This window comes from Amphritea balenae (assembly GCF_003858655.1).
GTDB lineage: Bacteria > Pseudomonadota > Gammaproteobacteria > Pseudomonadales > Balneatricaceae > Amphritea > Amphritea balenae.
On sequence record NZ_RQXV01000003.1, the window covers coordinates 14142 to 40495 of the forward strand.

Consider the following 26354-nt stretch of genomic DNA (forward strand, 5'->3'; position numbering starts at 1 on the left):
GATTTATTCATGACTACCAATGCTAACGGGAACCGCACCTCAGTACCAGTAGAATCAGGCTAAAGTTTGTATAAATCAGTTATCACATCAGCCTCTCAAATTTGAGTCAGGTCAATAAAATACTCATTTTGAAAAGCCTCCCATACGCAAAACAATAAACCTTGGCCTATGGTGAAACCCTAAGCATAAAAACAACAACGTGAGGACGTACAATGCAAAAGGTAATTAGCGCCCGTAAAGCAAAGTCTCAGGCTCATCGTTTAGTTAATCAGGAAGACATGATTCAATGGCGCGATCCCCACTGTCCCAGCAACCAGATGCTGGAAAACGGTCAGTGCTGGGTTAAAAATGAGATAGTTTCGCTGGAAAACAACGCACCCCGACGACATTAAACCGTTAGCAGCAAGATCAACAATGAAAAATGGCGCTCTGCGTCATTTTCTTTATCTGCCCCACCGATTAGATATCACCAGGTAACCTACACTACAGTTAAAAGATGTATGGTGACTGGAATGATCGACACGCGATACAGCGGATACACTGACCAACAACTAGCTGAATGGAGCAACAAAGCAACACGTTACGAGGCTGTTTCCTCTCTGATGATACAACCGGAATTGCCCATGTGGGACAGAGCAGAGAATGCGCTAGGGGAAGTCGCCCAGGCCTGCCTGATTTTAGTTGTCCCATCCACAACGAAGCTATTCGTTATGCATACTCAAAGCGATACCGTAGAAGTGTACACTGATGACGAAAAAATCATTGAGCTGATGGGAGAGACAACCCGTAGTGGACTATGGGCCTACTTAGATAGCCTGCCTAACATCTACGAGGTGATGGCACATCCAAATGACTGAGACAGAGCGTCTATAAAGAAGTAATTAAAAAGAGGCTTTATACACTGAAATGTATCACCGATTTGTATCACTTGCGTGAAGAACAGTGACAAACTTTATAGCATCAAATACTTGAAAGTATTGGGGGCGACTCCACCAGCCACATCCCGGCACACGAATCCACCGCTGTGGCTGCTCCCTTCCAGGCCTGACCAGGTTCACGGTTTATCGTTGCGGGAGGACCAATGGAGCCACCATAACGTGACCTCAAAAGGTCGCCTCGAACGAGACAGGCGGGAGTATAGCAGCCTGTCTGACAGATGCAACCAAAGACTGCCGACTGATTGTCCCGAGTCTGATCTGTTGCAATAACCCGCCTCTCAGCAAGCTATTTTTCGTAGTCATTTCAATGCTTTTAGCTACAACTTTTCAGCATATAACCGATATGTTTCAGCTTGAATTTCTTATAGAAAAATCGCTAATCATCCGACTTGAACTCTTTAGTCACGCGGCGTACATACCACCAGACCAGCAACACAATGGCAGGCAAAGAGTAACTGAGCCAGTTAATCGCAATCTCTTCAGGTTTACCTGAGGTCATATGGCGAATCGTTCGCTCAACCAGATCGAACAGGTAATAAGTAACGACAATTATTGAGAAGGTTTCCAGTTTAGCCTGCAGCGTTAACTGTCGGCGGGTTCGCTTATTCATAGAGCTCAACAAACCATGGATTTTCTGTTCCGTTGAAAGCTCAATATTTGAACGCAGCAGATTACTGGCTCTGGCGACTCGTTCGGACAAGCGATCCAACCTGGCAGCAGCTGCCCGCCAGGTACGCATCGCAGGATCGACCCGTCGGTCGATAAACTGCTCAATGGTTTGCAGACCTTCTACACGGGACTCTTCCAGTTCAGATATTCGCATTCTGACAACAGCATAGTAGGCATCTGACGCGGAGAAACGATTGGCTGTCTCAGCAGAGATTTCCTCACCTCTGGCGGCCAGATTCATCAGGGCATCCAGAGTATCTGACTCTTTACCTTTTTCTAACTGACTCAACTGGGTGGTAATTTCCGCCAGTTCTCTATCCAGCGAAGAGATTTGTCGCATTACTTTACGGGCGGGTTCAAGCCCCAGAAGCGCTACCGCCCGGTAGGTATCTATTTCGCATAAGCGTTGCAGCAGACGACCACACTGATAGCCGTGCAGGTGATTATCCTGTACCAGAATCCGGTCCAGCCCGAACTCACCCTGAGCTTTAAAATCGGTCCAGACTGTTGCCGCTCCGCGCATGACATTCGAGCCGATAACCTGAGTATCACCGAACACACCTTCAGGTACCCGGCTATGATTTTCGCCATCGGCGGTTCTAACCAGCAACTGTACACCAGTGATCATCTCACCCGGTATCATGTCACTCCATCTAGTAGGCAAGCCGGGGATTGTCTGGCTCCAGTTCTGCTCGGCACCTTCATAATAGATAGTCAGAGTATAAAATTCTGTGTGTGCTTCCCAACGCAGTGCCAGCTCACCGGCAGACTGAAAACTGAAACTCTGATCCGCGGTAATTTCACCAGCGCCACAAATCTGAAACAGCTCGGAGATAGCCTCACGAATAGAGCCAGGCTCATGCTCAGTTATCATCACCGCAAAATGCATGACTTTAAGGGGGGCGCTTAACTGTTGAAAAGGACGCGCATGCACCTCATCAGCGATCATCTGACGTTGGGAATGAAATTCCACCCAGCATTACCTCTGTTTGATTTTGAAAAGTAGTTAGGGACTTATTTGCAGGTTCCTTAGTATTCGATCCCATTCAAGCGCTTAGTGCAAGCCTGAATTAAAACTTAAAAGAATGACTACACTGAGAGTACAACCATGACAGGAAAACGACGATGCAGATTGAAGAGATCCTGGGGCTGACCGGTCAGGACCAGATACGTGAAGGTATTATACGCCCTTCAGACCAGGCCAACGGCTGGATGATTAGTATTGAATTTAAGGATGGCAGCCAGATACCGCTGACTGATGATCATGATCACCCCAGGATATACCACGACCTGGATCAGGCGACTCAGCTGTTACAGGAATTACAGGTTAAACCGGTAAAGATCATTGAGAGTTTCTGAGCTTTTCCGAAAGCCTTAAAGAAGAACAAAAAACCCCGCATAGCGGGGTTTTTTTAAGGATACGAGTAGTCAGATCTCGGATCTGACTATTCAGGCCTTATTGTGCAGTCGCATTAAACTCCGCTTCTGCATTGTCAAAGCCCAACTTGTAACCTAGTGATACATGGTGGAAACGGGCATCAGAGTAGTCATCGTGAATAGCAAAACCGATGTTATACAGGTTGCCTTTCTCCAGACTGATATCGCCCTTCTGGTCGGAAGTCAGTCCACGCTTCATCACAACAGTCCAGGTACCTGCACTCAGGGTTGCTTCAAATTCAGATCCCTGACCACCGTTCATGTGACGTTGCTCTAATAGCATACCGTCTTCGGAAGACTGATCACCGGAACTGTAGCGTACCAGATCCATATAACGACCTTCATCGTATGCCGCTACCAGCTCTTCTTCAGATCTCAGCTTATCCCAACCACCGCGTTTCTTACCGCGACGACCTTTCACTTCCAGCTTAGTACGCGACTCTTTGATGTACTTAGTGACGCCATCATCAAATGCCAGTCGGTCTTTCAGTTCGCTACCCGCCAAGACATCCTCTGCAGGGGTATCAGGCATTGAGCGAGCATCGTGGTGACAAGAACCCCAGCAACCGGCACGGTCAGCAAACTCAACATCATCGGTAGATAACATCAGCGCCAGTTTCATTGGATTCTGCGGATCCATCTTACCGCCTTCAACAAAAGGAACCGGTGCATGCTCACCATCTTCCCAGCTAAAGCGCATATACAGGCTATCAGCATCGTAAGTTGTTTCTACGGTTACTGGAATGCTGCCACGCTTACCCGGAATAGGAGTAGATTCAGCTTTTTCACCGCTAACAATCTTCGCGCCCATATCCGCTGTTTCTTTTTCGTGACAAGTGACACAACGCTCACCGCCCTTCATAAATGGACGGGAACCGCCGTGTTCACGACCATTCATTACCCATTCGATAGACGCTTCACCTGGGTAAAAGAGTGTTACTTCACGAGTGCTGGCTTTAGACCAGTCAACATTGATAGCGCTTGCGGGAGCAGCAGCTCCTGCGGCAGCATCACCACCCTGACTCGCCAGAGCAGCTGCAACTGCAGCGGCAATCTTCTTCTCTTCTACCGCTTTCGCATCAATCTTAGCTTTTAGAGCAACCTCAGCCTCTTCCGCTTCCATTGCTTCAACTTTCGCCAGACCATCGATATACATCTGCGGTACCGGACGAATATAGTCAGGATTAGGTGCTTCCAGTTTTTCCAGCTCATCATCACTCAACATATGACGCACACTGTTATGCGCAATGCCTTTGTGACAATCGATACAGGTCTGACCGTTTTCAAAGCCGCTCAGGTGCTGCTTACGTGCCCGAGGCTTCTGAAACTCTGGATTCATAGACTCAAAGTTATGACAGTTACGACATTCGCGGGAATCAGTTTTCTTCATCTGATTCCAAACGTTTTTAGCCATTCTTAAACGGTGCTCTTCAAATTTCTCAGGGGTATCAATCGTACCCAGAGCTTTGTGCAGCAACTCGTTTGACGCCTGAATCTTACGTACAACCTTATGCACCCATGGACGAGGTACATGGCAATCGGGACAACCAGCCCGTACACCTGTACGGTTGGAGTAGTGTATAGTCGGCGTGTATTCCTGATACACATTATCTTCCATTTCGTGACAACCGATACAGAACTCAGTTGTATTGGTAGCTTCCATCGCAGTGTTGAAGCCACCCCAGAAAATAATACCGACAACAAAAAAGAGTATCGCGCCAGCAATGGTTGTACCCAACCATAACTTTCGGGACATAAAACCTGATTTCTTATCCATATCAATAACCATTGATTCAGAGCGGGGATATTAGGAGACTGAAATAAAGCTGGTTAAACGGGTGAAGCAGATAAGCTTCTCTTAACCGAGCCTTAGTTCAGGCTCCTTAAATAAGGCAGGCATAGCGAACTATGCCTGCCGGACTAACATCACATGACTAGATTAAGTCTTGTGATTGATACGGTTAAATACGTTGAACTTACCAGTTGGAGTAGTCAGACCTTTAATACGGTGCTTCTCTTCCAGGGTTTTAGCATCGTAGACAACGATTTCACCGGTAGGGTTACTAGCGTCAGCACGGTTCCATACAGAAACCCATACTTCAGAACCATCCTGGTTGAATTCCATGTGAAGAGCAGCTTTACCTTCCTCTTCAGTTACACGGATAGTCTTAACGATTTCACGGGTCTCTTTATCAAATACCTGAACACTCTGCTGAACCTCTGGCTCAGGGTGCTTCAGCTGATCAGCCCATACGTACTGAGATGTCTCATGGGTACGGATAAATACGCCAGCGCCATCGGTTTCAACTTCGTAACAAAGCTTCCAGGCCTGATCCGGGTGACCCATTGGATCATTACCCCAAACAGACACTGCACCTTCACCCAGGTGAGTAGTACCACCTACAGGACCACACTCTTTATCAACCCAGTTAGCACCCGGGCCAGGATGTGGCAGCTTAGCTACATCGATAATTTTTTCCAACTTACGCTCTTGAGTATCAACTACGACCATCTTGTTAGATGCGTTCGCAGCGATCTGGAAGTAACGTCCGGTTGGATCGAAGAAACCATCGTGCAGGAATTTAGCAGAATCGATCTGCTCAATACGCAGGTTTTCCAGGTCGGTGTAATCCACCTGCCACATCTGACCCAGTTCCTTAATTGCAACCATAAAGGTTGGTTCATTAGGCGTAGTGTAGATTGCAGCAACACGTGCTTCGTTAACATACTCGCCATCAACGTTGATACCGCGGGAAGAAACTACCTTCAGCGGCTCCAGCGTTTCAGCATCCATGATTACGAAGTGTGGCGGCCAGTAACCACCGGCAATTACGTATTTGCCATCACCGGAAACAGCGATATCACGTGCGTCATATGCCATCTTGGTTTCAGCAACCAGCATCTTGTCAGGGGTCTGCCACAGATCGATCTTGTTAACCTTGCCATCACGGCCAATGGTGTACCAGAAACGGCCTACAGCATCTTTAGGGTGATCGGTTTTATGGTGCTCAGTACCTTTGATTACGTGTACTGCATAACCAGTATCAATGTGAGCAACGATCTCTTTAGTATCACCATCGATAATCGCAGCAGTACCGGCATCACGCTCGATAACTACGAAGAAGTTTTCCCAGTTACGACCATGCATCGGCTTGGTTGGGTAATCTTTCAACGCAACAAACTGCTTAGTGTGCTCTTTCATCATATCCAGAGACATCTCTGGTGGAACTGGTGGTTCCATCTGGATGAAGGTAGACAACAGAGAGATCTCATCTTTCGAGAAGATATCATCAAAGTTGTTCATACCACCTTCGGTACCGTAAGAGATAATCTGTTCCAGACGCTTCTGCCCCAGCTTCAGGGTTTCAGCAGGCTCCAGGTTTTTACCTGTCGCCCCTTTACGCAGAACACCGTGACAACCAGCACAGCGCTGGAAATATAATGTCGTCGCTTTATCAAAATCAGCTTCAGACAGTGTTGGACCAGCAGCCGATACCGTTGCGCTGATACCAGAAGTAGCCATACCAATAGCTAAGCCCAAAGCAGAAAGGCCATACTTCCATTTTTTCATCGAATTTTCCTCTGATGTTAACTTTCTTTAGAAGTTTCAAATCAGGTAATCGCAAAACATGCTGGTTACCAATAGACGTAAGTCTGATCCGATAGGTCTCTAATGCCTTGACCATCATCAAGCGGCCCAGATAACCAAGAAGCCGATTCTGAATATGAAATTAATAATTTTGATCAGGATCACGTGTTTTAACCCTGCCAGGCAAAAACAAACGCATCTTATTAAACACACAAGGAAAACTTATTTATAAATAAAACAGGATAAAGCAGCGTACAAATCGCACAAAGCGATACATCAAATTAGATTTTAAATGGGGATAATGAGTCATATAATAAATATATCCTTATAAAACAAATAGATAATATATTCTATTTTAGAATAAGCATATTCCATCAAGAAATATTAGCTACTCCTTAAGTAATACCACTTTGCTGATTCAAACAACAAAAGGTGTTATTTGAATACATCTTAAAGACATAAAAACTACTTTTCTTCTATTTAATTTTTTTTATTTTTTTACAAAAAAAATCAATTAATCCAGCGTTAACCCTTCACCATCTATAATCAAAGTACGATAATTATCCAGACTTATTAGTTAATCCCAGAAGATTAGAGCAGGCGAATACAATGTTTAAACACAAAGCCTTAATAGCAACTATTCTCATTATCTTTCCGATTAGTTTTGCTTCGGCGGAGACCATTGAAGTAGACATATATAAGTTTGAGTTCCGGCCTCAGGAAGTCACCATTAACAGTGGCGATACTATTGTCTGGGTGAACAAAGAAAAACGGCAATATCACAATGTCTGGTTTGAACAACTCGGCGACGAAGAGCCTGATTATCTGTTCCCAGGTGATAAATACGAAAAGACCTTCGCTGATAGCGGCACATTCCCTTACCGTTGCGGCCCGCATCCTGAAATGACGGCGACAGTCATCGTTAAAGAGTAAGATAATCTCAATGGCAGGCGTTTGATATCCGGTTTGTCTACTTTATAGGCACCGATTTTTACAACTGAACATCGGTGGCCCGCCACTCCTGACTCCTGGCAGCATACTCTCAATCCATAGACGTAAAAAAAGGCCATATGATCGTTCATATGGCCTTATTTATTAGTGCTTTATATGAAAACCTTAGTGACTGGTACCTTCCTCATAACGGGTCTTGTTCCAAACGTTATACTTCCCTGATGGTTTGACCATTGGTAGACGTTTAACCTCTTCCAGAGTCTTTGCATCATAAACGATCAGAGCACCATCCATATCCCAGATACTCAGCAATGCATAACGACCATCTTTGGTGAACTCAACATGAGCCGCAACCTTCCCCGGTGCCGGACGAATAGTTTTAACGATCTCAAGGCTCTTTTTATCGATAATATGTACCGCTTCCTTTTCTTTACCGAAGAACACATCAACCCAGGCATAAGGGCTGTTTTTATGGCTACGCATAAAGAAGCCCGGACCTTCAGTCGGTATGTTCTTTATGGTTTCCCAGCTTTCCATATCGATAACACTGACTTCACTGGTGCTCAGGTTCGGCGTTGCCAGTACCCGACGACCATTATAGTCCCAGGTAATACCCGAGCCCAGATGCGGCATCCCCGCCAGATCCAGAGTTGCCTGTCGCTCACCACTTTCCAGAGAAACAACCTGCCCCTCTGCTGAGCGTTTACGGCCTTCCTGTTTTGGTCGTGTCGTGCCCATCACCAACTCATAGCTCTGGTTGAACAGGAAATCATCCAGATAGTCATCCAATACAATACGACGAACCGGCAGATCAGCAGCCTGCTGCTCCGTATCAGCTGTCACTTTAGAGTCGCCGTAGGCCAGTTCCCAGATCTCCGGGATATCCTTCAATGCTGCGACAAAACTACTGCGTCCCGGTGCATTATATACGGCACTGATGCGGGAGCTTTTACCGCTATCATCCGCCACATCGATCCGCTTAATCAGCGACAGATCATTCGCATCTAGCAACACCAGACTATGAGGCAGATAATTGCCTGCTAATACATAGCGACCATCACTGGATACCGCGATATTACGGGTATTCAACCCAACCCGGATCTCAGCTGTCACCTTCAGGTTATAGATATCAAACTTACTTACCCAGCCATCACGGGAAGCAAAGAATACATAGCGGCCATCGGGGGTAAACTTAGGTCCGCCGTGTAGTGCGAAACGGGTTTTAAAACGATGAATAGGCTCAAACGTATCGCCATTCAGCAAGGTCGCATGGTGATCGCCAATCTCCACCACGATAAACAGATTCATTGGATCAGCTTCAAACTGCATCTCGTCCGGCAGTGATCCCTGAGTATGATTAACAATTCGGCTGGCGCGAATATCCTGCTCCTGCCATGTTGGCATCACCTTTGGCTTTGAGTAGATATAATCGGTCAGATCGCTGATCTGCTGTTCGGTTAACCGATCGGAAAAACCTTCCATCTGAGAAGCGGCACGGCCATTAGTTATAACATCAATCGCCTGGGGGCGACGCAGTCGCTTCAGGTTCTGTGGTAACAGCGCAGGGCCTATACCGCCAACACGCTCAGCCTGATGACAGGCCGCACACTGATCCTGATAAAGTTTTTCTGTTTCTGTTGATATATCCGCTGCACTCACCGCACCAGTTAACAGCAAAGCTGAGACGATACCGCTAGCTTTGAGTAGTGACCTCATCCCATCGCCTCCATATTGATTCGCTCAGAATACATAGAAGGATCAACACCGATCTCATCATCGGTCAGATAGCAGGCCGGATCTTCTTCCCATGCATCCTTATATAACTGGAACGCTCTGACACGGGTATTACCACCGCAAATATCGCGCTGCTGACATACGCCACAACGGCCTTTCAATGGGCGGGGTTGCATCCGGAACTCACTTAGCAGCTGGTCATCGGACTGACTCCAGATCTCAGAAAATGGTTTTTCGCGAACATTACCCAGCGTATGTTCCCACCAAAAGGTATCCGGATGAACATTACCCAGGTTATCAATATTAGAGATGTAACGGCCCGACTGATTACCACCCCATGCAATAAGATGTTCACGCAGATGTTCAGCCCGGTCAGGGAAGTTCTTTAGCGCCCACTGATACAGATAAACACCATCGGCATCATTGTTACCGGTGACAAAATCACGCATAAAGCCATTTTCATGGTCTTTAATTGCCTGTTCAATCAACATATCGACCGCATCACGGGTGGTACGATGGAAAGCATCGTCCCCGCGGTTTTTATTACCACGTCCGGCATAGTTCAGGTGCGAAAGATAGAATTTATCAACACCAAGATCTTCACTTAGCTGCACCAGATCGGTCAGTTCATGGGAATTACCCGCGGTAATAGTAAAGCGCAGCCCCACTTTGATACCCGCATCAAGACAGAGCTTAACCGCATGCAGCGAATCATCAAAAGCGCCCTCTTTACGACGAAACGCATCGTGAGTATCACGTAAACCATCCAGACTAATACCAACGTAATCGTAACCTGCTGCTGCGATCTCATCGATATTGGATTCATTAATTAGGGTACCGTTGGTCGACAATCCGGTATAAATACCCAGCTCTTTTGCCGCCATACCTAGTTGGTGAATATCCGGGCGCATCAAAGGCTCGCCACCGGACAGGATCAGCGCGGGAACTTTAAACTGCTTTAGGTCGTTCAGTACTGTCAGTGCTTCTTCGGTGTTCAGCTCACCCTTAAAATTAGTATCTGCAGAAATTGAATAACAATGCTTACACAGCAGATTACAACGACGGATCAAATTCCAGATTACGACCGGGCCTGGCGGAACACCGGGCTTACGTTGACTACCTGGTTCCAGTAACTCTCTGACAAACTGACTTAAACGGAACATGGAAACTCCTCAGACCAAAACCTAGGATTTAGATTTCAGACGCATACCTGTTTTCTTAAGAATTTTGCTGCTGTAAAGACGATCTGCCTGACGACAATGGTCTCCCAACAACTCTCTGATCTGTGTTATCTGCAGCTCAACTTCGGCTTCGGTTTTGCCATGTACCATGGCAAACAGATGATAAGGCCATAATGGCAGGTGACGGGGACGCAAGTAACAATGGCTGACAAATTCCAGCGCACCCACCCTTTCACCTAACTCAACTGCATATTCGTCATCAACATCCCAGACGGTCATAGCATTATGCACATAACCCAGCCGGTAATGATTAGGTACCAAACCTATACGCCGAACCACGCCCTGCTCTTGGAGGAGCTGCATATTATCAATAACTTGCTGCTCGGTGCATTCTAATTGCTCTGCTATCTGAGCATAAGGGTTAGCAACCAGTGGCAAACCTTTCTGAGTTTCGACTATCAGTCGGCGCTGTAACTCTGTTAATTCAATCTGACTCATCTGTGTTTTCCTTCCTTAAACGTCAAACCGCAGATTGATATAAAACTCTTTCTCTTTTGGGAAAGGGTAAACCTTCAAACCGGTTGCCTGTTCAATGCGCTGCACCACCTCATCAGTCTGATTGGCTACTTCACAAGCGATGACAAACCACATGTTCAGCTGATGGTTACGCGCGTAGTTATGGGCCACTTCACTAAAACTATTAACAATCTCAGTCACTTCATCGAAACGGTCTTCCGGCACTTCAATTGCAGCCAGCGTAAACTGTCCACCAAACACCTCAACATCGTACAAAGGACCAAAGCGGGTCAGCGTGCCATCTTCAAGCATCGCAGATATACGCTGGATAACTTCCTCCTCAGAACACCCCACCTCTTCTGCCAATTGCAAATATGGGCGTGCACAAATAGGAAAATCTCCCTGGTAGCGGTTGATCAGATCCCGATCAATACTATCCATTTACAGCAACTCCTTTAACAGTTTCTTTCTTCTGATTCTTTTTCTTCTTCTGTAAGTACCGACCGCCGCACTGCTTATAGCAGGTTTCACTAAACAGCAGGTCATGCTCAATATGTTGCAATTCAAGACGCTCCAGAATTTCAGACAACTGCTCATGCACCTGCTCTTTGCTACGACCATGGATCATAGTGAATAGGTTATATGGCCAGTCAGGTAAACGTCTCGGGCGTTCATAGCAGAGAGTTACACAAGGTTGCACCGCCAGTTTTTCAGCTATTTCCTGCAACTGTTCATTGGGCAGATTCCAAACCACCATCGCATTCGCCTTAAAGCCCAGCGGACGGTGGCGAATAATCAAACCACTACGACGTAACTGGTTAGACTCATGTAGAAAGGTCAAACGCTCTGCCAGCAACTCTTCACTACAATCCAGCTCTTCAGCCAATGCAGCATAAGGCCGTGGAACCAGCGGCAACCCTTCCTGCATCAGATGTAATAATGCCAGGTCGATAGGGTCCAAAGGATTAAATTGTGCGTTCATATCGCAAACCCCAGATTCAGATGAAACGGCTGTAGCATAGGCAAATTCAGTGGTTTAAAACCGGTTTCCTGCTCAATATCAGCCAATACCTGAGTAATCTCTTGCTCATCCCGTCCGGTCACGACAAACCAAATATTATAGTGATGAGTTCGATGATAGTTATGATTTACCTGCGGGAAACTATTAACTTTAAGTGCCATTTCATCCCGAAGATCATCGGGAACGGCCAGAGCCGCCAGCGTACTTGAACCAACCTTCTGGTGATTAAGTACGCCTCCGACACGACTCAGAACACCTTCATCCTGCCAGAATTGCAGTCGTTCAAGCACTTCAGCCTCGGTCATATCGCAGGCGACAGCCATATCCGCATAAGGTGTAATACTGGCCGGTAACTGTTGCTGAAACTGATTCAGTAACAAACGATCTTGTTCAGTGAGTTCCATCGTTGCGCTTCCCTACAAACCGATCTTATGGGCACGGGCAGTCATAAAGATACCGCTCGGGCTTGGCAGAGATAACTGCGTCTGTAGCTCAAAAGTGGTGGTATCGTAGAGGTGAATTTCATGACTATCACGTACCGACATCCAGACTTTTTCACCCCGTGGAGCAAACTCCATATGCAGAACACCCGGCCCTGGCTTAAGGTGAACAATCTGCTCCAGTGTTTCAGAATCAAAAACCTGAATATTGCTGTTATCCGGATGGGCAAAATTAACCCAGATCTGTCGACCATCCGGGCGGGACATTACAAAAACAGGCTGTCCAAGTACTGGAATCCGGCCAACTTCCTCCCAGCTATTCGTATCCAGAATCAACACTTCATGACGGCCAACGGCAGGTACAAATGCACGTCCACCAGCGATAGCCCAGCCTTCAAGGTGAGGCATTTTATATACCGGCAGCTTCTTCTCACCGCGTCCGTAATTTGGCAATACCCGGCGAACACCTTTTTCAGGGTGCCAGAGGTCCAGTTGAGCCATGCCATCTTCACCAAACAATCCCGCCATATAATAGCGGCCATCCGGTGTGATTAGCGCATCGTATGGGTTTCGACCTATATTCTCGAACTTGGTAATATCAGGCTTACTCTGATCATTACCACTAAAATCAGCGATCCAGATCTCACCTTTATCCCACAAACTAAAAACAAAGCGTTGCCCCGGTGCATCCACCAGACCTACTGTTTTAGACTCACAGGGAATATCAGCAACCAGCGTCAGATCCTGACTATTGAAAACTTTCACACCGCCAGGCTTATAGTTTGATACCGCAATCAGCGTACCGTCCTGACTAATCGCACCACCAATACTGTTACCGCCCTGGATAACTCTATGAGTGATCTGATGGGTCAGTATATCAATTCGGGTTAATCCGCCATCACGACCAAAAACAAAGGCATAACGTGCATCTCTTGAATAAACCAGCGAAGCATGGGAGAGATCCCCGATACCTGGAATATCTGCAATAATTTGTTGTTCCGTCGTATCGATAACAGCTACACGTCCATCGGCACGTGCGATAGCAACGGCAAGATCACCGGTACCTCTAAGTTGGCTTTGCGGTACTGCTGATGTCTGCTGTCCCTGAATCTGAGCGCAGGATGTCAGAGCAGATGCTCCGATAAGAGCGCCAAAACCATTTAACAAAGCTCTGCGTTTCAATTTACATCTCCTTCTCGCAAGCGTTGTACTAACCAGTGAATATCACCGTCGCTTAGCAATTCTCCCCAGGGCGGCATGGCCAATCCGGGTAAACCATTTTTAATAGTAATAAACAGAGCCTCATCACTCCGCTCTTTCAGGTCCTGGGGCAAGATTGATGAGCCAAGCCCACCTTTAAGGGTCAAGCCGTGACAGGAACCGCAATCTTGCTTCAGCAGGTTCGCCAAATATGCCTGACGTTCATCACTGAGCTCGTCACCGGTCCCTGCCTGTACTATTCCAGCACTCAACAGCAGTATTAACAGAACGGAGAATCGCTTTATCCTCATCGATACAACCTCGGGGTATATTCTCTATATAGCTGTGTTTACGGGCAGAACACCCTATCAGCCTGAAGTTACAGCCAATACTAGACCTATAAAAATAGTGATCCTTGACTTTTGACAAGTTAACTAACCGATTTCGGGCAGATACTGACTTGCGTCAGACGATCTGCAGACAGCTTTAAGGAGTCAGGTTATGCCGTTTATAAAGCAGACAACATCAGCTTCACCCGGTACAGTTTTTCTGGTCGGTGCAGGACCGGGCGATCCCGATCTTTTGACGGTTAAAGCACTCAGACTAATCGAGAATGCAGATATTCTGGTCTATGACCGGTTGGTATCAGAAGAGATTGTCGGTCTGACTAACCCTCAGGCTGAGAAGATTTTCGTCGGTAAGAAAGATGGTTATCACAGTCTGCCCCAGGACCAGATAAATCAGTTACTGGTCGACTATGCAGCCAAGGGCAAAGATGTCGTACGACTTAAAGGCGGCGATCCTTATATATTTGGCAGGGGTGGGGAGGAAGCCGAGCAATTAAGTGAGGCAGGTATTTCATTTCAGGTTGTTCCGGGAATAACCGCTGCTGCAGGTTGCTCTGCCGCAACCGGTATTCCGTTAACACACAGAGATCATGCTCAGTCTGTTAAGTTCATTACCGGTCATTTGAAGAAAGGCGACCTTAAGCACGACTGGCATAATCTTGCTAAAAGCGGCCAGACGCTGGTGTTCTATATGGGGCTCAATTCACTGGGCACTATCAGTAGTAAACTGATCGAACATGGCTGCCCGGCATCAATGCCTGTAGCACTGGTACAGGACGGCACCACGGCTAAGCAGCGCTTATTGACAGGCACCCTTGAAAATATCGAACAGCGCTGTTTACAGGCGGGCTTCTCATCACCCAGCCTGATCATCATTGGTACCGTAGTTTCAATGGCACAAACGTTAGGTAGCTGGCCTGATGAAGCACTACAGCTGTCTCCTGATCTGTCTAAAGAGCTGACTAAAGAGCTGACCAAAGAACTAAGCCAAAGCCTTAGCCAGAAGCATTCAAAAGAATTTCAGCAGGTACTTCAGGCCAGCTAATTCCTGATACCTGCCCCTATATACCGACAATCTGAATGGCACCGGATCACTTCTGATCCGGTCGCCCTGCGACTCTTAGCCCTGCTCTCTTACTGACTCTGTCACCACTATCAACGTCCCGGTGTTTCCATAACTAAACAGAACCAATCGACAACATCGCGGTCATCTGATAGAACAACAAGGCTTATCACTGAGGTACGCCCTGTTTAGCCACCATGGTAAATTATAAATAACTTATCACTGAGTCTTATGCCACCGAATCAAACTCGACAGGGTTTTGCCAGACTATTTACCCATCTGACCTGGATAATTATTCTTGGCCTTTTTTATCTGCTGTTTGAAGATCAACTGCAGCAAAAAGAAAACCCAAATTATAATTTGAGCCTGAACCAAACCAACGAGCCTGTGGTATTAAAGCGTAACCGTCAGGGTCACTATCTGGCCCCCGGTACGATTAACGGTGCTCAGGTGATTTTTTTGCTGGATACGGGTGCAACCGAGATCAGTATTCCGGGACAGCTGGCGGAAGACCTTAACCTTAAACCGGGCAGAGCTTCGTATGCCAGTACCGCCAACGGTACTATTAAGGTTTTTAACACCCGATTAAGCTCAGTTGCGTTGGGAGGGCTGGAAATGCAGAATATCAACGCCCATATAAATCCACATATGCAGGGCAACACGGTGCTCCTGGGTATGAGTTACCTGCAGCATCTGGAGATAATTCAACGCAACGGCACGCTAACACTGAAATCAGTGCAGTAATGACTAAATACACTTAAAGCAGACATATAGATATCAAAGGATTAGCTTATACTAACCCCGCATGCTCATCTCAAGAAACACATCAATATTCAAGCCAATAGCCATTAAGTATCAATCAATCGTCAAAGCCTCACGCCCTGAATTTTGAAGGTCTGAACAATAGTAAACACCAACTACAGTGCCAGAAAAGAGCCTGACGATAGCCATATTCCAATATATGGCTGACAACAATTCACATAGATTTGTAATACTAATTCCTGCGCTACTATTTGATTTATATCTGAAAAATAGCCAAAGAATCTAAACATACTGCCAAATAGCCGATATATTATCTATCTCCTTTATGAGCAAGGACCGGCCAGGCAATGAGCGCACTACGTAAACGTACTTACGAGATTCTCGATATCGGGAAAAAGCAGGATAAAATCGGTCGGATAATCGATATCTTTCTGATTCTGCTGATCTCATTAAATGTGCTCTCTGTTATCCTGGAAACACTACCTTCGCTTAACGAACAGCAACGCTACTACTTTCAGCTATTTGAAATAATCTCAGTGATTATCTTTACAGTGGAATATCTGGCCCGGGTCTGGAGCGCGATAGAGGAACAGGATCTTAAATATCATCATCCTTTCTGGGGGCGTATAATATATATGCTCACCCCCATGGCGATGATTGATCTGATCGTTATACTGCCGTTCTACCTGAGTATGTTCGTTGGCGTCGACCTGCGATTTATGCGAGTTCTTCGATTGCTACGGGTATTTAAACTAACCCGCTATTCATCTTCAATGTCTCTTTTGCTGCAAGTGCTCCACAGGGAGTCCAGATCCATCGGTGCAGCGCTTTTTGTTCTCTTCATGATGATTATTGTGGCATCAAGTCTGACCTACTTTGCCGAGCATGATGCTCAGCCTGACGTCTTTAGCAGTATTCCCGCTGCAATGTGGTGGGCGATTGTCACCATGACAACCGTTGGCTATGGCGATGTCATACCCGCCACGGTAATGGGAAAAGTACTGGCATCAATGATCAGTATCATGAGCCTGGGTATTGTCGCTTTGCCCGCAGGCTTGCTGGCATCGGGCTTCAGCGAAGCGCTGCGTCAGCGACGTCGAACCTACGAGAAAATGGTTGATATGGCAGTACAGGACGGTGTAGTCGATGAGGTTGAACACAGTGCGCTGAATCAGATGCGAGAATCTCTGGGTATCACCAAGGAAGAAGCAGCCCATATTATGCATACTAATCTGAGCCGTAAAATGGAACAGGACCTGGATAAAGATTTACAAAAACTACGCAGAGAGATCGACGCCGTTAGTCATGACCATTGCCCGCACTGCAACCATCACATTGAATGGATAAAACGACGCAAATCAGATTAACAAGCTAGCCATTCTCTGACCCATTGACGGGGATATACCGCGTTCTTCACGGCTCAGGTCAGGGACAAAGCAACTTTCGCTGTCCCCTTTTATACTTCTTTTCATGCTCCTTTGTTAAATACCTTAAAAGCCTCTGCAGGACAGTTCAAAAAAGCGGTAGAGTCACAATAAACCGACAGCCGGTCCGGTGGTCCGTGTCTAATTCGATACTACCGGCAATAGACTTCACAACAATGGCATACACGATGGAAAGCCCTAAACCGGCCCCGCCTTTATTTCGACCCGTCGTAAAAAATGGCTCAAAAATATAGGGCCTGATATCATCATCGATTCCACAACCATCATCTGTATAGACAAGGCTTAACCAACTTGCACCACGATCGATATCGATTGTTATATTGCCGGATGACGACTCTGCGAAGCCGTACATAAGTGAATTTTTTATAAAATTTGAAACAATCTGTTCCAGGGTAGCCTTCGGCAGATTTACGCTCAAGGGTGACTGCTCAATATTTACCTTAACGTTGATATCGTTACCTGAGAGTTCTTCCTGAAACGGCCTGATTGCTGAAGCGACTGACTCTGAGACCTCCTGATCGACCCAATCAGAATCGATAAAAGCAAATTCTTTGAGCTGATCGGTTAAATCCATAGCCTTCTTCAGGTTCTGCTCAATTATTTTCAGGTAGCGCTTATTTAAACGAAAAGCCTGAAGCGCATCCTCTTCGCTGAGCGACTTTTCAAGAAACTTCTGCTCAGTCTTTTCCAGCCTTTCCGTCACAACAGAAAGCGAAGACTGACAAACCCCCAGAGGCGTTCTCATTTCATGAGCAGCACCAGACACCAGCAACTGCAAGCTTTCAAACCGGTTCTCCATCAATCGCTCCGTCTAATCTGACAAATGCTCAAATGACATTGGACAAAACAGGTAATCAGCCCGTTGGTCTCCAGGCTCAGCTAACACGGGCAAGAAAAGAGCCTCATATAAAATTGAAGCATCATTGTTCCATTTCAGTGTCTTAATCGTATAAGTGGGTACACCGGTGTCCATAGCGTGAAGTACCAAACGCTTTACGGCTTCCTGGTTTTGCGGCGGCATTCCTTCTTCAAAAGGTTTGTTATGCCCCTCAAAATTCAGGCAACGCTGGCACTCACTCCCCATATACATAATGAATAAGCCATCTTCACCTTCCCGTCGATAAATCATCAGATTCAACAATTGCTCATCATTGAATTGCTGAATGAAATCATCATATGTTTTAACACGAGCTTGTTTTTGCCCGGTGACCCAGTAATCCATCAGACGGGCTACTTCAAAACTTCTGAAACTCTTAAACGAAGATGCGTTGTGCAACTCTTCAACGATTCCAATTTTAAGTTTCTCAATATCAGGCAACTCTTTGATAGTCATTAACATCCCCTATAATAACTTTTATTATGCTAAGCCAAATTACAAAGCTTATTTATAGCTATTAACGTTATTTCACAATGATCAAAAATACCAATTTAGATTACCCAAAATGAAAGATTTACTTTAAATATTATTAAACTAAGCTAAACGGCCGTTTTATATTGCATATTAAGTAGTTACGAATATAAAGCTTTTCTGATAGATAAGAATATCAACAATAGAAAGACACACAAAAACGGAGGCCACAGCCTCCGTTTTCTTAATGACATAGCCAGACTTTATTGATCAATCCAGACCGCTAAACTCCTCTTCATGCAACCATGCTGCATGTTTCGGTGCCTTTTTAGTCACTGACCACTCTTCCAGCATTGCCGGAGCAACGGCTTTCAATTGTTTCATCTGTTCTGCGGTACCTTTTACGATAGTCAGTTCAAGGCGATGGCCGTTAGGATCAAAGAAATAGATCGACCGGATAATGCCGTGCTCGGTTGGCCCTACAACATTCAGGCCTTTAGATTCCAGTTCGGCCTTAGCCGCCAACAGTGCTTCTTCGCCACCATCGATCTGGAACGCAATATGTTGCACCCACTCTGGCGTATTACGATCTCGATCCATTTTTTCTTTAGTCGGCAATTCAAAAAACGCCAGAATGTTACCATTACCGGCATCCAGGAACAGATGCATATAAGGGTCAGGCTCTTTAGTCGAAGGGACACGATCTTCGGCAATCGCTACCAAAAAATCCATGTTCAGCATCTCCTGGTAAAACTCAACCGTCTCTTTCGCGTCGTTACACCGGTATGCAACATGGTGGATCTGGGAAAGTTGAATCATTACTAAGCCTCTTATTAATATTCTTATTAGGATTGTGTAAAACCAGGTAATCACTACAGGGTTTGCATAGGACAATATTAGTAACAGACGTTACTATTGTCAAAGATCAACATAATCACTATAAATTATTGTTTTATAAGAATTTATGCTTAATAAAAGCTATTTTTTAGTAACTGGAAATTGTCTTATTCTATAATTGCCGTATAAGATACCTTTATATTTTACTGTTTCAGAGATCAATTCCTGTGACCGAAAAAAAGCCAGCTGCCACTGCGGCAGAGCCACAACTTAATCTCAGCCAGTTCTTTCCATACCGGCTTTCAACACTTGAAATGTCGGTCAGTCAGGCTGTTGCTCAGCTGTATACCGGACGCTTTAAAATGACCCGGCAAGAGTGGCGTATTATGGCAGCGCTGGGCAGTAACCATTCAATGTCAGCTAAAGAGATTGCTGCGCACAGTAGTCTTGAGAAGATGCAGGTAAGCCGGGCAATTTCCGGATTAAAAAAGGCAGAGCTTATTAACCAACAAGAAGATCCTGATGACCGGCGTTATACAAAACTCAGCCTTACCGATAAAGGTTTGAATATATACCGACAGATAGTTCCTTTGGCACTCGCCCGGGAAGCATTTATCCTTTCAGACCTGAGCGATGAAGAACAGCAACAGCTGTTCTTCCTGATGGATAAGGTTCAGAATAAAGCGAAGGAACTTCAGCAGTGTGGCTAATCGCTATACTGTGCTGTTAATACCCGCCCCTGTTTCAATAAAAATAATATCTCCGCCGACCTGCTTACCCCTTTGCAGGGCATAGTCAGCGCGCTCAAGCAGGCTATCCGCCACATCCCCCACCTGAAAAGCCGTGATACCCACAGTAATAGTCATCGCAAAACTATGACTCTGCCACTCAAAACTATGTGCTCTCAGGCTTTGCCAGGCCCGCTGAATAATTTTACGGGCGATTTCTGGGTTTTCTTCACGCATCAGAATGACAAAATCAGAGCCATTCCAGCGCGCCAGGCAATCCAGATTACCCAGTACCTTCCGGAAAATCTCAGCTGTTGTTAACAACACGTAATCACCACACTGATGACCATACCGGTCATTGACCATCTTAAAAAAATCCAGATCAGCCATCATCACCGAGAAACCAGAACCGGTACTCAGCGCCCGATCGATCTCCTGATTAGCTCGCTGTAACAGGTAATGCTGATTATAGGTACCGGTCAGCTGGTCCATAATTGACTGACGTTTTAAACCTTCTAACTCAGTCGTCATATCAGTAATATCAATAAAAGAGATGATGTAATAGTTGGGACGAATAGTGCTTCTTACTTCGCTGAATACCTCGAAAACCCGCTCCCGACCATCAAAGCACCGAATTCTAACAACTTCCTTTGCCGTTACTTCATTACGCTGCATCGCTTTTGCCGAGTCAGCCTGCCACTTCTCCATGATCTGCTGCCGATACTCCGGCTCAGGATAAGCCAGATCCATCCAACAAGCAGAGTCAGGTGTCGCCGATAACGGATAACCGATCGTATTCAGATATTTTAAATTTACATGCTGGATCTTCTGAGCATTAAGATCGCCAGACTCAGGTTGCTCAAACCAGATCACCAACGTTGCTATAGGAAGGTGATCCAGAAAAGTGTAAAAGCTGTCTAAATCTTCGTTACTCAATCTGTAGCCCTTGATTAATGTTGTACAAGTCTCGCAGCTATTCTACCTGAGAAAGCCCATCCTTTTACTTAGACATCCAGATAAGTCTTGATCTCAATGTCACTCTCTAACGTACGGTGGACCGGACAGCGGTCAGCAATTTCAAGTAACCGTTGCTGCTGCTCTGGTGTAAGCTTTCCGGTCAGAGTGATATGGCGTTCAAACCGGTCAACTTTGCCATTACTCTGATCACAGCTGGCACAATCCTGTGCATGAACCTTGTTGTGACTAATATCGACCTGAACATGTTCCAGTGGGATTTTCTTCTGCCGCGCATACATCCGTATGGTCATTGAGGTACAGGCTCCTAATCCTGCTGCAACCAGTTGATAAGGTGTCGGCCCCAAATAATGACCGCCATAGTCGGCGGGTTCGTCCGCTACCAGATGGTGCCCGTCAGCACTAATGTCCTGCGTAAAACTATCCGCATCCGCTTCACTCACCCGAGTCATGCCTTCTGGACTATCCATCAGTTTTGGCAACAGACTGATATCAATATAGCGTTGGGCCCAGGTACTAATCATCTCAGCCGCATACTCTGCATCTTCTGCCCTGCTCAACAGATGGTCGGCGGAATCCAACGTAATGAAGCTTTTTGGGTGTTTTGCCATAACGAATAACTGTGCTGCATTATCTAACGAAACTGTTTCATCCAGTGGCGCATGCATCACTAATAATGCTTTACGTAAGCCTGCGACTTTTTGTTCCAGCGACACCTTGGAAATATCATCAATAAACTGACGCTTGATGGTAAAGGTCCGACCCGCCAGCAACACCTCAGCCTGACCATCAGCGCAGATTTCACTCAATTGCTCGGAAAAATTATGCACTACATGTTGAGGATCAGCTGGCGCTCCGATAGAAACAACTGCTTTAGCCTCTGCAACCTCCGGTGCAGCAGCCAGAACAGCGGCACCTCCCAGAGAATGACCAATCAGTAACTGTGGCGCATCATAATGCTGACGCAGATAATCAACTGCCAACAGCAGATCCTGAACATTAGAACTAAAGCCCGTATTTGCAAATTCACCACCGGAGTGGCCCAGCCCGGTAAAATCAAACCTTAGTACCGCAATACCCATAGACGCTAACCGCTGAGCAATTCGACGGGCGGCAGGGATATCCTTAGAGCAGGTAAAACAGTGCGCAAACAGGGCATAGGCGGCAGGCTTACCTACCGGCAGATCCAGCCTTGCTGCCAGTGTCGACCCATCATGCCCGGTAAACTCAAGACGCTCGGTTTTCATACTGTTGCTCCTATTGATATGTCCTTTGAGTATTAAGCAGGTAAAGCTATTCGGCTATTTATTTTTATCTATTGGAAAGATTGAGAAGATATATCAGCAGCGTTTTAAATTGACCAAATGCAAACTTTCAGCCATCTCTATCAGATAGAATTATTGCCATTAAAGAACAATAGCTCTCTCATGGACCACGCCCTTATGGATAACACCCTCATGGAAAGTTTCGATCTGTTTATTATGGCCCGGGCCGTTCATATTAGCGGGGTAGTGCTATGGATAGGTGGCGTCGCCTTTGTAACCCTTGTCCTGCTTCCTGCCATACGGGAAATGACAGAACCAGAAAAACGGCTTGAACTGTTTGAACAACTGGAAGGCCGGTTTGCTATACAAGCCCGTATCGTGACCCTGATTACCGGCCTGTCCGGGCTTTATATGTTGGATTACCTGGATGCCTGGGACCGATACCAGCACCTGCAGTTCTGGTGGATGCACCTGATGACCTTTATCTGGGCTGTATTCACTTTAGTACTATTTGTACTGGAGCCTCTTTTCCTACATCGCTGGTTCCATCATCAGGCAACCATTAATAGTGAAAAAACATTCCGCAAGATCCAAAGAATGCATCGTATCTTACTGACATTGAGCATGATTGCAGTGTTTGGGGCTGTTATGGGTGCCCATGGTTATGCTTTTTAAACCTAACGTATACATACTTAGCCGGTAGTCTAACCCCAGCCCCCTGCTAACGAGGTATTTAATTTGAGTTGGTTTGTACTAAATCTCGGCGATGCAATGCTCGCCGGAGATCGGGAAGATAAGGTCCGGGACAGGTTAGCAAGCGTCTATAGGATGGATGACACACCAAGCTCATTTGCAGCTTTTATCCGGCATGAAGCGGATGGACGATTGCATTGCGAGGTAAAAATCTATTTCGCTCCCGCAGCTTCAGAGATAGCCAGGTCATTCAACGCCCGCGCCTGCGGTACGCCCTCCCCGATCGGCTTAAGTCTGTTAGCAGGCTCAGAAGACGCACATCAAACCCTATTCCCTGAAACGTAAAAGGAGACCCGAAGTCTCCTTTTTTCACTCGGCTAGCAATCGAACCTGCGTTCTCTACTAACCAGAATCCATCTGCTTTCCAGCAACTTATTAAGCGACGCTCTGGCGGCTGACTTTATGACTTTTGCTTAACATTCTCCGGATCATAAAGCCCTACACAACCGATTGTTGCCACTACTACTTTGTAAGTTTCATCAAAGTAATCAATCTGTAGCTCCCGGCCTACCTGACAGTATTCATACGGCAGATAACCCAGCGCGATATTCATACCGACACTTGGGCCGTAGGCGATACTACTAGTGTAGGAACGGCGCCCCTGACTATCTATCAGTGTTTCGCCGGTAGAAGGATCCATTATCGGGCAGATGCCTACCGGATAACGCTTGACACCTTCAGCATCGGTATTGTCGACCATCGTCAAGGTACAAAGATAAGCAGGCTGATGCGCCCTTTCACGGATCGCCAGATAAGCCTCTTTACCATGAAAATCTGCCGCTTTAACCAACTTACGCTCCAGACCTGCTTCCAGCAGGTTGTACTCGGTCAACAGATCAGCATTCTGGAGTCGCAGACTCTTTTCCAAACGACGGCTGTTGGCGTAAGTCTCGATGCCTATTGGAGTAACTCCCTGTGCATAGAGGGCATCCCACAGGGCCAGACCATCCTCCAGACGGAAATGCAGCTCCCAGCCCTGCTCACCAACATAAGAGATACGGAAAGCCGAAACAGCAACGCCATTCACCTTGATATCTTTAACCCCGGTGAAAGGAAAGTTTTCGTGATTCAGCTGTACCGGATCATCAACCAACTTTTGCAAAGTAGTCCGGGCGTTAGGCCCCCATAGGCCGATACAGCCAAAATCGGTGCGACGATCTTCAATACTGACCCGGGTAAAACCTTTGTCCTGCGCAAGCCTTTTCAACCAGACAAAGTCGCGGTTGCCCGCGTCACCGCCATCGATAACCCGGAAATGATCCTCACCCAAACGCAGTACCGTCAGGTCGGCACGCACCCCGGCGTTACTATCGAGGAAGTGGGTGTATACCCCCTTACCTACAGGGGTATCACCGGCCACCTTCGCAACACAGGTATATTCCATCAGTGCCGCCGCATCGACACCAGAGACATCATAAATGGCAAAGTGACAAAGGTTAACCATACCGACATCTTCTGACAGTTTCAGATGCTCGGCGTTAGATACGCGCCAGAAATGTCGGTTGTCCCATTCGTTCTCACGAACAGGAATACGATCGCCATACTCTTCCAACAGGTGCTCATTACTAGCGTAACCGTGAGCTCTCTCCCAGCCTGCGGCCTCCATAAAGTAGCCACCTAACGCTTGCTCACGTTCCCAGAAAGGGCTGCGATGCAGGTCACGACCTAAACTGAATGGTTCCCGATTATGTACCGGCGGGTTATAAATCTTACGGGCCGTTTCAGAACAGCGATCATAGATATATTGCTCATCCTGCTGGAAGGGATAAAAGCGGGCAATATCAATAGAGGAGTGATCGTAGTCGGTGATGCCATCGGTCATCCAGTCAGCTAATACCTTACCGATTCCCGGGCCATCTTTAATCCAGACTGATTCCGCATACCAGAGACCACGTACATTAGCAGATTCTCCAATAGTAGGACCACCATCGGTGGATACCTGCAACAGGCCGTTAAAGGAGTATTTCTCATCGTAGCCCAGTTCACCTAGAATCGGTGTCAGTTCAATAGCACGCTCCAGTGGATCAATAACCTCTTCCAGTTCCAGGTCACGCTGAGAAGGTGAGAGTCTGGCGTCCTCTTTTTCAAGAATATCCCGGGGATGACATAAACGGGGCTCTTGTTCTTCGTAGTAACCCCATTCGATCTGACCACCCTCCGCAGTTTTCGGATCACCGGTATCACGCAGGTAAGCAGAATTGCCCTGATCCCGTAACAACGGATAGCCGATCTCCTTTTTAGTGCCGGCAAACTCATTAAAAGGTTTGAAGAAGGTCAGCGGATGATCAACCGGCATAATCGGCAGGTCTTCCCCTGCCATCTCGGCTATCAGGCGCCCCCAGAGGCCCGCACTGACCACCACATAATCGGCTGCGATAAAGCCTCGGGTAGTCTCTACACCTCTGATTTGCCCTTCTTCAATTTTTAAGCCTGTGCAGCTTACATTAGCAAAAGCCTGTAGTTTTCCGGAGGCTACCGCCTGATCAACCAACTCCCCGGCTACCGTCTGCGAACGGGGGACAACAAGGCCGGCATCCGGATCCCACAAAGCCCCCTGAATGCTACTTTCTTCAAGTAACGGGAACTTCTCTTTAGCTTCGGCGCTGCTGATCATTCTTACCCGGTTACCAAAGGCTTTACCGGAAGACACCCTGCGTTTCAGTTCATTCATCCGTTCATCGTCGCCAACGCGGGCAACTTCAAGTCCCCCGATCCGTTCGTAGCGCCCCATCTTTTCAAAGAAGTCGATACTGTACTTAGTGGTAAAAATGGTCATCTGGTCATGCATAGTATTGAAGCAGAAATCGGAAGCATGGGAGGTAGAACCAATATCGGTAGGGATAGCAGATTTATCGATACCAACAATATCGTCCCAGCCACGTTCGATAAGATGATGCGCAACGGATGAACCGGCGATACCGCCTAAACCAATAATCACCACCTTCGCTTGCTCTGGAAACTTAGCCATTTGAATTCTCCATTTTCCCTGAAACCTGGGCGCTTTGGGCTTTATAGCACCTGCCTTAGACCGATGAATTAATACCTGAGAATAGCACTTATCCTGAAAAATCCACGACAATATTATCGCTGCAGAAATAAACCCTGATCTTTATCAAAGAAGGATGACAGACTACGGCTGCTCTGTTTTTACAGCC

At 46.5% G+C, this 26354-nt stretch carries 26 protein-coding genes and 1 other RNA gene; 9 read left to right on the forward strand and 18 right to left on the reverse strand.

What is annotated here, in order from left to right; translation table 11 throughout:
* The first annotated feature begins 212 nt into the window (after positions 1–212).
* Positions 213–392 carry a hypothetical protein gene (locus EHS89_RS06670; RefSeq protein ID WP_124925370.1) on the forward strand — a complete coding sequence of 60 codons (180 nt, stop codon included), beginning with the start codon at positions 213–215 and terminating at the stop codon, positions 390–392.
* A gap of 231 nt (positions 393–623) precedes the next feature.
* Complete coding sequence (locus tag EHS89_RS06675; protein WP_124925371.1) at positions 624–857, forward strand: hypothetical protein; 234 nt, start codon at positions 624–626, stop codon at positions 855–857.
* Between the two features lie 130 nt (positions 858–987).
* Here EHS89_RS06675 and ffs read toward each other — a convergent pair.
* Together ffs and EHS89_RS06685 are read right to left on the reverse strand one after the other, a co-directional pair.
* Positions 988–1084: signal recognition particle sRNA small type (gene ffs, locus EHS89_RS06680), an RNA gene on the reverse strand.
* A gap of 230 nt (positions 1085–1314) precedes the next feature.
* On the reverse strand, positions 1315–2580 hold the full coding sequence (locus EHS89_RS06685; RefSeq protein ID WP_124925372.1) for a DUF3422 domain-containing protein: 1266 nt from the start codon (positions 2578–2580) through the stop codon (positions 1315–1317).
* Between the two features lie 152 nt (positions 2581–2732).
* Between EHS89_RS06685 and EHS89_RS06690 the strand changes: the two genes are divergently transcribed.
* Positions 2733–2966, forward strand: a complete 234-nt coding sequence (locus tag EHS89_RS06690) for a hypothetical protein (RefSeq protein ID WP_124925373.1) — start codon at positions 2733–2735, stop codon at positions 2964–2966.
* A gap of 97 nt (positions 2967–3063) precedes the next feature.
* Here EHS89_RS06690 and EHS89_RS06695 read toward each other — a convergent pair whose 3' ends face one another.
* On the reverse strand, positions 3064–4821 hold the full coding sequence (locus EHS89_RS06695) for a NapC/NirT family cytochrome c (RefSeq protein ID WP_124925374.1): 1758 nt from the start codon (positions 4819–4821) through the stop codon (positions 3064–3066).
* Positions 4822–4983: 162 nt separating this feature from the next.
* Positions 4984–6615 carry a nitrite reductase gene (locus tag EHS89_RS06700; RefSeq protein WP_124925375.1) on the reverse strand — a complete coding sequence of 544 codons (1632 nt, stop codon included), beginning with the start codon at positions 6613–6615 and terminating at the stop codon, positions 4984–4986.
* Between the two features lie 627 nt (positions 6616–7242).
* Here EHS89_RS06700 and EHS89_RS06705 point away from each other — a divergent pair.
* Positions 7243–7566 (forward strand): plastocyanin/azurin family copper-binding protein, encoded by a 324-nt coding sequence (locus EHS89_RS06705; protein ID WP_124925376.1) that lies wholly within the window; start codon positions 7243–7245, stop codon positions 7564–7566.
* Between the two features lie 183 nt (positions 7567–7749).
* On the opposite strand, the gene EHS89_RS06710 is transcribed toward EHS89_RS06705, so the two are convergent.
* Genes EHS89_RS06710 through EHS89_RS06745 form a run of 8 tightly spaced genes read right to left on the reverse strand, consistent with a single transcriptional unit; the run spans position 7750 to position 13987 of the window.
* Positions 7750–9300: a cytochrome D1 domain-containing protein gene (locus tag EHS89_RS06710; protein WP_124925377.1), complete on the reverse strand. Its 1551-nt coding sequence runs from the start codon at positions 9298–9300 to the stop codon at positions 7750–7752.
* A complete protein-coding gene (nirJ, locus tag EHS89_RS06715; protein WP_124925378.1) occupies positions 9297–10481 on the reverse strand; it encodes a heme d1 biosynthesis radical SAM protein NirJ in 1185 nt (394 codons plus the stop codon). Before nirJ ends, EHS89_RS06710 begins: the two co-directional genes overlap by 4 nt.
* Positions 10482–10502: 21 nt before the next feature.
* Positions 10503–10997 (reverse strand): siroheme decarboxylase subunit beta, encoded by a 495-nt coding sequence (ahbB, locus tag EHS89_RS06720; protein WP_124925379.1) that lies wholly within the window; start codon positions 10995–10997, stop codon positions 10503–10505.
* Between the two features lie 15 nt (positions 10998–11012).
* Positions 11013–11456 carry an Lrp/AsnC family transcriptional regulator gene (locus EHS89_RS06725; protein WP_124925380.1) on the reverse strand — a complete coding sequence of 148 codons (444 nt, stop codon included), beginning with the start codon at positions 11454–11456 and terminating at the stop codon, positions 11013–11015.
* Positions 11449–11997, reverse strand: a complete 549-nt coding sequence (gene ahbB / locus EHS89_RS06730) for a siroheme decarboxylase subunit beta (protein ID WP_124925381.1) — start codon at positions 11995–11997, stop codon at positions 11449–11451. Before ahbB (EHS89_RS06730) ends, EHS89_RS06725 begins: the two co-directional genes overlap by 8 nt.
* On the reverse strand, positions 11994–12440 hold the full coding sequence (locus EHS89_RS06735) for an Lrp/AsnC family transcriptional regulator (protein WP_124925382.1): 447 nt from the start codon (positions 12438–12440) through the stop codon (positions 11994–11996). Before EHS89_RS06735 ends, ahbB (EHS89_RS06730) begins: the two co-directional genes overlap by 4 nt.
* 12 nt (positions 12441–12452) lie before the next feature.
* On the reverse strand, positions 12453–13658 hold the full coding sequence (locus EHS89_RS06740) for a cytochrome D1 domain-containing protein (protein WP_124925383.1): 1206 nt from the start codon (positions 13656–13658) through the stop codon (positions 12453–12455).
* The gene (locus EHS89_RS06745; RefSeq protein WP_124925384.1) at positions 13655–13987 is read right to left on the reverse strand and encodes a c-type cytochrome; all 333 of its coding nucleotides are present in this window, start codon (positions 13985–13987) and stop codon (positions 13655–13657) included. The genes EHS89_RS06740 and EHS89_RS06745 overlap by 4 nt, the downstream gene beginning before the upstream one ends.
* A 190-nt stretch (positions 13988–14177) precedes the next feature.
* Here EHS89_RS06745 and cobA point away from each other — a divergent pair, with 190 nt between their 5' ends.
* The 3 genes from cobA (at position 14178) to EHS89_RS06760 (ending at position 17215) form a co-directional block, all read left to right on the forward strand.
* Complete coding sequence (cobA, locus tag EHS89_RS06750) at positions 14178–15068, forward strand: uroporphyrinogen-III C-methyltransferase (RefSeq protein ID WP_124925385.1); 891 nt, start codon at positions 14178–14180, stop codon at positions 15066–15068.
* A gap of 249 nt (positions 15069–15317) precedes the next feature.
* Entirely contained in the window at positions 15318–15830 is a 513-nt protein-coding gene (locus tag EHS89_RS06755; RefSeq protein WP_124925386.1) for a retropepsin-like aspartic protease family protein, read from the forward strand.
* A 365-nt stretch (positions 15831–16195) separates the two neighbouring features.
* The gene (locus EHS89_RS06760; RefSeq protein WP_124925387.1) at positions 16196–17215 is read left to right on the forward strand and encodes an ion transporter; all 1020 of its coding nucleotides are present in this window, start codon (positions 16196–16198) and stop codon (positions 17213–17215) included.
* 145 nt (positions 17216–17360) lie between these two features.
* On the opposite strand, the gene EHS89_RS06765 is transcribed toward EHS89_RS06760, so the two are convergent.
* The 3 genes from EHS89_RS06765 to EHS89_RS06775 form a co-directional block, all read right to left on the reverse strand.
* The gene (locus tag EHS89_RS06765; RefSeq protein WP_124925388.1) at positions 17361–18092 is read right to left on the reverse strand and encodes a sensor histidine kinase; all 732 of its coding nucleotides are present in this window, start codon (positions 18090–18092) and stop codon (positions 17361–17363) included.
* A 12-nt stretch (positions 18093–18104) separates the two neighbouring features.
* Positions 18105–18626 carry a hypothetical protein gene (locus EHS89_RS06770; RefSeq protein ID WP_124925389.1) on the reverse strand — a complete coding sequence of 174 codons (522 nt, stop codon included), beginning with the start codon at positions 18624–18626 and terminating at the stop codon, positions 18105–18107.
* Positions 18627–18911: 285 nt separating this feature from the next.
* Positions 18912–19460: a VOC family protein gene (locus EHS89_RS06775; RefSeq protein WP_124925390.1), complete on the reverse strand. Its 549-nt coding sequence runs from the start codon at positions 19458–19460 to the stop codon at positions 18912–18914.
* 245 nt (positions 19461–19705) lie between these two features.
* Between EHS89_RS06775 and EHS89_RS06780 the strand changes: the two genes are divergently transcribed.
* Positions 19706–20188, forward strand: a complete 483-nt coding sequence (locus tag EHS89_RS06780) for a MarR family winged helix-turn-helix transcriptional regulator (RefSeq protein WP_211340301.1) — start codon at positions 19706–19708, stop codon at positions 20186–20188.
* Between the two features lie 3 nt (positions 20189–20191).
* Here EHS89_RS06780 and EHS89_RS06785 read toward each other — a convergent pair whose 3' ends face one another.
* Complete coding sequence (locus tag EHS89_RS06785; protein ID WP_124925391.1) at positions 20192–21142, reverse strand: GGDEF domain-containing protein; 951 nt, start codon at positions 21140–21142, stop codon at positions 20192–20194.
* A 68-nt stretch (positions 21143–21210) separates the two neighbouring features.
* A complete protein-coding gene (locus EHS89_RS06790) occupies positions 21211–22428 on the reverse strand; it encodes a bifunctional alpha/beta hydrolase/OsmC family protein (protein ID WP_124925392.1) in 1218 nt (405 codons plus the stop codon).
* 195 nt (positions 22429–22623) lie between these two features.
* Here EHS89_RS06790 and EHS89_RS06795 point away from each other — a divergent pair, with 195 nt between their 5' ends.
* Entirely contained in the window at positions 22624–23121 is a 498-nt protein-coding gene (locus tag EHS89_RS06795) for a hypothetical protein (protein WP_229753704.1), read from the forward strand.
* A gap of 478 nt (positions 23122–23599) precedes the next feature.
* Here EHS89_RS06795 and EHS89_RS06800 read toward each other — a convergent pair whose 3' ends face one another.
* Positions 23600–26167: a GcvT family protein gene (locus EHS89_RS06800; protein ID WP_124925393.1), complete on the reverse strand. Its 2568-nt coding sequence runs from the start codon at positions 26165–26167 to the stop codon at positions 23600–23602.
* Between the last annotated feature and the right edge of the window lie 187 nt (positions 26168–26354).